The organism is Desulfuromonas sp. (assembly GCF_002868845.1).
Classification (GTDB): Bacteria; Desulfobacterota; Desulfuromonadia; order Desulfuromonadales; family BM501; genus BM501.
Genome location: NZ_PKUB01000020.1, coordinates 93,501 through 101,516 on the forward strand (window position 1 = coordinate 93,501; position 8,016 = coordinate 101,516).

Sequence of the window (8,016 nt, forward strand, 5' to 3'; positions counted from 1 at the left end):
GAAAGGGGTTGAGGTGGATGTACCCGACCAGCTCCAGCAGGTAGGGATTTTCGTCGCAGACAATCGCCGAACAGAAAGAGGGCTGGACGCGTTTTGCGTCCAGCCCTCCTGGCCTTGCTCAGGGGTTCGAGGTTACCGCCGCCTGCGGGCGATCAGACCGCAACCGAGCAGCGCGGCGAACAGGCCCCAGGCGCCCGGCAGGACCGGCACCCTGGCCGGGCTGCTGGCGCCGACGGAAGACACCGGGGTGTCGTCGGACGTCTGCGGGGCGCCGACGCCGAAGGGCGACAGGGAGGCGGTCTCGCCGCAGATGGTGTTGTTGACCGTGTCCGGGTTCGGGTTGTCGACGCTGCCGACCGTGGTGATGTTCACCCAGCTCAGGCCGTCGTGGTGCAGCAGGCGCAGGCTGGCCTCGTCGGTGCCCTGCGGCAGGTCGGCCTCGTCGTAGTCGAGGCAGACGGTGACCGAACCGAAGAAAGTCGCCGTCGAGGTGATGTCGAAGGCTTTGTCGCCGACCAGCACGAAGTTGTCCGGCGCGGACGGCGCGGCCACCGGCTCGACGGTGATGATGCCCGGGTCGGTGACCTCGTCGAAGACCAGCTCGGTCTGCGGCGAACCGGGATCGGTCGGCTCGGCGTTGACGGTGACATCCGTGCCCTCGATGGCGAAGCCCTCGTCGGGGCGGTTCTTGTTGATGGTGCAGACCGCGTCCGGCCCGTCGCCCACCGGCAGGTCGGCGATGTAGTTCTTGGTGCCGACGTTGAACACCGCCAGGCTGTCGTTGGTCAGCTTGGTCAGGTAGAGGCGGGCGCCGTCGGTGGAGAAGGCGAGGCTGCCGGAGATGTCGCCGATGGCGATAGTGTCGTCCACCGCCAGGGTGCCGGTGTCGATGATCGAGAAGGTCGCGTCCCCCTCGTTGCTGACGTACAGCTTGGCGGTGTCGGGGCTGAGCGCCATGCGCCGCGGCTGGTTGCCGACCGTGATGCTCTGCGGGTTGCTCAGCACGCGGGTCTCCGGGTCGAAATCCATGACCGTGACCGTGTTGTCGAAGGGCGCTTCGTCGTTGGCGACGAACAGCTGGCTGGTGGTCGGGTTGAGGGCGACCCCGGCGCCGTCCTTGCCGATGTCGTAGGTGGTGACCGCGTTGTTGTCCATGAGATCGATCACCGCCAGCGGCATGCCGCCGACGATGACGGCGGAGGAATCCGGGCTGATGGTCACGCCGCGGGCGAAGTTAACGGTCGGCAGGGGCACCAGCTCGACGGTCTCGGCAAGCACGTCGACCAGGGCGACGCCGGTAGTGGACTGGTCGATGTCGCAGGTGACCGCCAGCAGGGCGCCGTCGATGCTGATCGCGCCGGCGCGCGGGAAGGTGACGCCGAGGTCGATGGTCGAGACCACGGCGTTGCTGTCGGTGTCGATGCGGGAGACGGTGCCGTCGTTGGCGTTGACGCTGAAGACGAACAGGCCGTCGGGGCCCGGCACCATCCAGAAGGGGCCGTCGCCGACCGGGATCACCGTGTCGACCGTCTGGCTGCCGAGGTCGATCACCGAGACGGTGTCGTCCTGGGTGTTGCCGACGTAGGCGTACTCCTGGTCGTAGAGGCTGCCGACCTGCGCGACGTAGGTGACGCAGCTCGGGACGCTGCCGATGTTGGAGATGTCGGCGAGGAAGGTCTGGGTGGCGGTGTCGAAGACCGCCGCGGCGTTGCTGTTGGCCTTCGGCAGGTAAAGGGTGGCGCCGTCGTCGGAGATGACCGCGCCCATCGCCAGGTCGCCGAAGGCGACGGTGTTCTCGACGCTTTCGGTGGTGGTGTCGATCACCGCCAGGGTCTGGTCGCCCTCGTTGACCACGTAGAGCTTCAGGCCGTCAGAGCTGAGCACCATGAAGCGCGGCAGGGCGCCGACTGCGATGGTGCGGGCGTTGTTCAGCGCCTGGGTGAGCGGGTCGTAGTCCATCACCGTCACCGTCTGCCGGTCGGGGCCGTCGCCCATCCAGGGCGGGCCGCCGTCGTCGTTGGCGAGGTAGACCTTGTTGCGCGCGGCGTCGACGACGACCCCGGAGGTCGGGGCGCCGATGTCGTAGGTGGTGACGGCATTGCCGTTGGTGCGGTCGATCACCACCAGCGGGCTGTTGCCGACGATGACGCTCTTGCCGTCGGGGGTGACCTTGAGGTCGCGCGGGAAGCCGTCGATCTCGATCAGGGTGACGCTGTTGTCACCCAGGTTGACCTGGGCGACGCCGCGCGGCGTGTTGAAGCCGTAGGTGACGTAGAGGTGGGTGCCGTCGGGCGTCATCGCCGCGCTCTTGGGGAACTCCACGCCGAGGACAATGGTGTCGACCACCAGGTTGGTCTCGGTGTCGACCTTCGAGAGGGTGCCGTCGCCGGCGTTGATGGTGTAGACCCAGCGATCGTTCGGGCTGGTCATCAGGTTGAAGGGACCGTCGCCGACGCTGATGGTCTCGGAGACGGTGTTGCTCGCCAGGTCGACCACCGAGAGGGAGTCACCCGCCTCGTTGCCGACGTAGAGAAAGGGCGCCGCCAGGGCGCTTTGGGCCAACAGCAGGCCGCAGGCGCAGAGCGCGGCCAGCACTCTCCAGGTTGTTCCTCGCATGATACCTCCTCCTTCTCGCAAGGCCTGCCTGACGGCAGGCCGCTGGGGCGACGTTCCGGAGGAACGTCCCGGTTTGAAGTGCATCGCAATGATGTGAAAGGGAAACCGCAGAGCCCGAAGAGGGCATCGCACACCAATCAATGGTCGCATTATAATAAGAAAAATATAAGCAAATTACATTCCAAGCTCCCACATACCTAAAAACCGACCCCTTGTCTCACGGCAGAGGGGCATCTGAACCGTCGCCGACCCTTCTTCTAAACAAGCGGATTAGTAGAGTTCCCGAACGGAAGGAATAAAATAATTAATTTATTTTAAAGCCTGACGGTGCGCGAGCGGGCCGTGCCCCGTGGGCAGAAACTGTGCCGACTGTGGGGGATATGACGCAGTCGCCGGTTGCCTGCCCCACGCCGACCGGGCAAGCGGGGCGCTCCTTGCTGGGACGGCGTAGCACAGCGGGGGGAATCTGGAAATGCTCGGCCACCACTCGTTCCAAGTCGGAAAGAGAAGGCCTCTTCCGCCCCGCTTCCCCCTCCTCCCCCTCCAAAACCCGCTCTACAAACGCGCCTCCGCAGAGGCACCGATCGTCAAATATGGCATCCTTCGCCAGCGAAGGGTCGAGGACCCGGCTGACGCCCCTGCCGCCCCGCAACAGCTTGACCTTCGGGCAGCCATCAGCCAGAAAGGATCGATATTGATCCCGAGCGACAATGCGGCGGGGAGAGAAGAGGGCCAGGACATCGTCGGCCCGGATGAGATTGCGGGGCGATCTCCCCAGCAATTCGGCATGGCCGCACCAGGGGAAATAGTCGAGGCCGTCGAGGTCCTTGACCTTCCCGGCGCGCAGGGGGTTGAGGTGGATGTACCGCACCAGTTCGACCAGGTAGGGGTTTTCGTCGCAGACAATGGACTTGTAGCGGTTTTGAAAGAGGTGCCCAGAGCGGTTGTGGCGCAGATTGAAGACCACGGTGTAGCCGGTGAGCAGGCGGCGCATCAGTCCGCCCAACTTGCCGCCGCGGGGGCGCAGCAGCAAATGGAAATGGTTGTCGGGCAGTGCCCAGGCGTAGCAGTCGGTTTCGGTCTCCCTCAGGAGGGTGGAGAGGCGGAGGAGAAAACCCTCCCGGTCCTGCTCATCACGAAAGACAGGCCTGCGCTCGATCCCTCTGACGATGACGTGCTGCAGCAGGCCGGGAATATCTATGCGAGCATGGCGGGGCATGGGGTAAGAACAGCTTCAAATGTACAAATATCAAGAACGTACCCTTTGGTACTCCTCATGTTCGGCGAACACCACATTTTGAAGATATTTCAGGGCCATTTTGATCACCAGATCAAGTGGCCTTTTCTCATAATGCAGGGACAGTAAGAAACGTTCGAAAATAACCAGCGATCAGCAATGAATCATTCTGGAGCAAAAAACAAGACGGTCTGGCCATCTCTGCTGGCTGGAGGGCCACCTTGTTTAACGTAAGCAGACATCCTGGGTTACAGAGAAGGCGGAACCTGTTCCCATTCCCGCTGAGGTGAGAGCCGTGAAAAAGGGAGAGATGAAGCGATAGGCGGCTAAGTTAATTCTTAGTGGCCAATCTGGTGGCCAATCTAGTGGCCAATCTAGTGGCCAATCTAGTGGCCAATCTAGTGGCCAATCTAGTGGCCAAGATGGACACAGAATCACAAGGTTAGTTGCGCCTAGCTTTGTTTTTTGTTTTATTCCAAAAGACTACAAGTGAGACAGCTAAGGCTTAGTGGCCAGGCTTAGTGGCCAGGCTAGTGGCCAAGCTAGTGGCCAAGCTGCTGGCCAAATCTGTTTTTGCATGCTATGCTTCCGTCACATTGATGACAGCAACCGAGAAAGGAGCTCATTGTGGCCCCAGATGTTCGTTACACGAAAATTCAACAGATGGAACCAATGTTTCCCGCCGCCGTGGGTGAAGAGCTGAACGACCTTGCTGTTGAGGTCATCCGTCAGTCAGCAGCACTGGGAGGAGGCCTCCATCCAGTGACTCGCAGGGGAGTTGTAGAGCTTGTGCGCACCATGAACAGCTACTACTCTAACCTGATTGAAGGACACAATACCCATCCGGTTGATATCGAACGGGCCATGGACCACGACTATTCACATGAGCCCGCAAAGCGCGCTCTACAAATGGAGAGTGTTGCCCATATAGAAGTTCAGCGCTTAATCGAACGAAGGCTCTTCGAAAACCCGGATGAAACTATATGCTCTCCTGCGTTTTTGTGCAGGATTCACCAGGAATTTTATGATCGACTTCCTGTTGAATTCAGGGAGGTCAAGACCCCAAATGGAAAAACCAAAACGGTTATTCCAGGAGAATTGCGCGAAGACGAAGTCGAAGTTGGCCGTCACATTCCCCCTACCTACGCAACCCTTGAGTCTTTTTTGAAGCGTTTCGAGGAATGTTACGGGAGTGTCACCCTGGGAGAGATACGAAAGGTAATAGCGGCGGCAGCATCGCATCATCGTCTAGCTTGGATTCACCCTTTTCTCGATGGCAATGGTCGAGTGACGCGCCTCTTCACACATGCCTACCTAGTCAAGGCACGCATAGATGGCCATGGCTTGTGGACAGCTTCAAGAGGGCTTGCACGAAACCGAAGTGCTTATATGGCAGCCTTGGCTGGAGCTGACGAACACCGACATGGCGACTTGGATGGTAGAGGAAATCTGTCTAACAAGGGCTTGCTCGATTTCTGTATCTTCTTTCTAAAGACAGCATTAGACCAGATTTCGTTCATGTCAGGGCGCCTAGAGTTGGATGGGATTCTGCGTCGCTTAGATGGGTACGTGGGACGGCAGGTAAGCTTTGGGGAATTGCAGCCGGAATCAGGCTACTTACTACAAGACGCTTTTCTTCGCGGAGAAGTCCCGAGGGGAGAAGTTGCACGCATTACTGGTAAGCCCGACCGAAGTGCACGCCGCATTCTCAAAGATTTGCTCGAAAAGAAACTCCTAACTTCGGATTCGGAAAGAGCTCCGGTCCGCTTGGGATTCCCGACCAAAGTCGCTGGATACTATTTCCCACAACTCTACCCAGAGGGGGTGGAGATGACTGAATCATGACCATTTCGAAATTGCCAGAAAGACCCGGCAGTGACCCGGAAGCCCTGCCATTATTAGGGGGACATCCGCGAGGGCAAGCCACCCCCCCTATTTTTCTCTTAACTTTACTTTTCATGGATGTCTCCGAAATTGCCCCGCTGGCCGCTCTGTCTGAGAATCGGAAGTGACGAACGGAAGAAGCTGGACGGTTTCTAGGGGCGGACGGAGCCAACCTCTTGGAATCACTTTAAAATGGGCCGACAAATAGGTGGATTTTGGCATTAAATGCCCCTTTTTAGGGGTAAAAAGAGGCCTTTAATTGGTGCCAACAGCCGGCAGGGGGCTGGCGAAACAGAACAGTATCAAGGTCAAAAAAATCATGGGACGGTATGGGATGACATGAGGGGAAGTTCGCCCCGCTGATGCGATCTCCGTATGCGGTGCAGCTGTTGGGTGACATTTTTTCCAAGCCGATTTTTCAGACCAGGGGACCCTGAGGGGACGTTGTTGACTAACCGGACTAACCGGCCCGACTGATTATCGGAGGGTTTCTAGGGTCGAAATCCGGGGGACATAATACCTATCTCTCAGCAGGGGGTCGGAGGTTCAAATCCTCTCGCTCCGACCATTTCCCCCCATAAGCTACATCGGCTTCGCATCCCGTTTCTGCGAGCCCAAAGTCAAATAGAACGCCTCCGGAACCTTTACGGTCCTGAGGCGTTTTTTTGTGTGTTATCTCAGGTTTTGCAGGCGAAGTGACAAACGTGCAGGACTTGTATCTAGACAACCCTGCTACATTTATAGGGTCGTCAGCGAGGTTAGTCCTTTTTTGCAAGACTGTGCTACGAGCACTGGGAAAGGCAAAAGGGGACGTTCTTGAAATTTTTACTTTTCCTGGTGCCAGGATCCCATGCCACGCAATGCCCGCATAGACAGCCCCGGCCTGTTGCAGCATGTCATCGTCAGAGGCATCGAGCGACGCGACATTTTTCGTGAGGACCAGGACCGGGAAGGATTTCTCCTGCGCTCTCCTCTCTCCTGAAAGAGACTGAAACCGATTGTTACGCCTGGGCACTGCTCGCCAACCACTTTCAGCGCCGACCCCGAAAAAGCAAATTCTTATCACCTTGGCAAGCGCCCTAGACGCTCGCGTCTATCATCTTACCCACTGCACTATTAAAAAACGCCCCGGCCGAGGCCGGGGCGAAGAAGAGAGCTGCTCTTTCGAAAAAGGCTAGTCGAACATCTCCGCCAGCAGTTCCACGGTGTGGGCGGCGCGCACGGCGATGCCCTGCTTCTCGAGCCCGCCGCGGATCTGCAGCATGCAGCCGGGGCAGTCCATGGCGACGCAGGCGGCGCCGCTCTTCTCGATGTCGGCCAGCTTGTCGGCGAGGATGCTGCGGGCGATGTCCGGGTGACTGGTGAAAGAGTAGGAGCCGCCGAAACCGCAGCAGCGGTCGGCGTGGTCCATCTCCACCAGCTCCCGCCCCGAGGCGGCGAGCAGCTGGCGCGGCTCCCGCCAGACCCCGGCGCCGCGCTTGAGGTGGCAGGAGTCGTGATAGGTGACCTTCTCGGGGGAGGCCAGCCCCTTGAAAATCTCCCCGGCCCCGAGCTGGTTGACGAGGAAGCCCGAGATATCGACGGTGATGGCCGCCAGCCGCTCGGCCTGCTCGGCCCAGACCGGGTTGTCCTTGAGGTGGTCGACGAAGTCCCGCTGCAGGGCCATGGTGCAGGTCGGGCAGGTCGTGACGACGTAGTCGGGATTCCCCTCGAGCATCGCCGCGACGTTCTGCTCGGCGAGCTCCACGGCGGTCTCCTTGTCGCCCGAGTAGAGGGCGGGGATGCCGCAGCAGTTCTGCTTCATCGGGTAGGAGACCTCCACCCCCAGCCGGTTCAGCACCTTGACCAGGTCGCGCCCGAGCCCGGGGTAGAGGAAGTCGTTGGCGCAGCCGCCGAACAGGGCGACCCGGTAGCGGGGCTTCTCCACCTCCTGGGGAATCTCCTTCCACATGTCGCGCAGGGGCGTGTCGGCTACCGCAGGCAGGGCCCGCCACTCGGTGAGGGAGGAGAAGAAGAGGGNTTTCTGCAGCAGGCTGGCGGCGCGGATCAGGGAGTGGAAGAGCTTGCGGTTGCGCATCACCCGGCGGAAGACGATCGACTTGCCGGCGCCGATCCCCTCTTCGTCCCCCACCGTCTCACGCAGGTGGAGAATAATCGACTCGAGGTCGATCTGGCTCGGACAGACCGCGACGCAGGCGCGGCAGCCGATACAGGCCCGCACCAGCTCTGCGGCCTTGTCCAGGCCGTGGTAGAAAGCGGTGAGGATGATACCGATGGCG

The 8,016-nt window shown here is 60.1% G+C and carries 5 protein-coding genes; 2 read left to right on the forward strand and 3 right to left on the reverse strand.

Going from position 1 to position 8,016, the window contains the following annotated elements:
• Positions 1–132: 132 nt before the first annotated feature.
• Complete coding sequence (locus tag C0617_RS06415) at positions 133–2,616, reverse strand: YncE family protein (RefSeq protein ID WP_291316187.1); 2,484 nt, start codon at positions 2,614–2,616, stop codon at positions 133–135.
• Between the two features lie 304 nt (positions 2,617–2,920).
• The gene (locus C0617_RS06420) at positions 2,921–3,835 is read right to left on the reverse strand and encodes a transposase (protein WP_291316188.1); all 915 of its coding nucleotides are present in this window, start codon (positions 3,833–3,835) and stop codon (positions 2,921–2,923) included.
• 645 nt (positions 3,836–4,480) lie between these two features.
• On the opposite strand from C0617_RS06420, the gene C0617_RS06425 reads away from it, so the two are divergent.
• Positions 4,481–5,698, forward strand: coding sequence for a Fic family protein (locus tag C0617_RS06425; protein ID WP_291316189.1), 1,218 nt, complete (start codon positions 4,481–4,483; stop codon positions 5,696–5,698).
• Positions 5,699–6,587: 889 nt separating this feature from the next.
• A complete protein-coding gene (locus tag C0617_RS06430) occupies positions 6,588–6,719 on the forward strand; it encodes a hypothetical protein (protein WP_291316190.1) in 132 nt (43 codons plus the stop codon).
• Positions 6,720–6,911: 192 nt separating this feature from the next.
• Here C0617_RS06430 and C0617_RS17040 read toward each other — a convergent pair whose 3' ends face one another.
• Entirely contained in the window at positions 6,912–7,688 is a 777-nt protein-coding gene (locus C0617_RS17040; protein WP_365888980.1) for a (Fe-S)-binding protein, read from the reverse strand.
• Between the last annotated feature and the right edge of the window lie 328 nt (positions 7,689–8,016).